Source organism: Curtobacterium sp. HSID17257, assembly GCF_003989515.1.
In the GTDB taxonomy this organism is placed as follows: Bacteria; Actinomycetota; Actinomycetes; order Actinomycetales; family Microbacteriaceae; genus Curtobacterium.
In genome coordinates this window covers 1-237 of sequence record NZ_RBLU01000096.1, presented here as the reverse complement: position 1 = coordinate 237, position 237 = coordinate 1, and the positions used below count along the sequence as shown (strand labels likewise).

General features: G+C 51.5%; 1 protein-coding gene. It reads right to left on the bottom strand.

Annotation, left to right across the window (positions count from 1 at the left end):
• Positions 1-13: 13 nt before the first annotated feature.
• The gene (locus tag D8M35_RS17290; protein WP_126892210.1) at positions 14-199 is read right to left on the bottom strand and encodes a hypothetical protein; all 186 of its coding nucleotides are present in this window, start codon (positions 197-199) and stop codon (positions 14-16) included.
• Positions 200-237: the final 38 nt, after the last annotated feature.

Here is a 237-nt window from a genome sequence, read left to right as displayed (position 1 = left end):
AAAAAAAAAAACATTACTCCATCTCCTCTGCTCCCCCTTCTTTTCCCTTTTTCTTTCTCTCCCCTTCTCTTCTCTCCCCTCCTCCTTCGTATCCCTCCTCTCTTTGCTCCTCTTCTATGTTCTCCTCTTCGTCTCCAATCTTCTCTTCTCTGCCCCTCTCCCTCCCTCCCTCTTCTCCTTCCTCTCCATGTGCTCCCACTCCACATCTCATCCTTCCTTCCCCTCGCCCTCATCCGC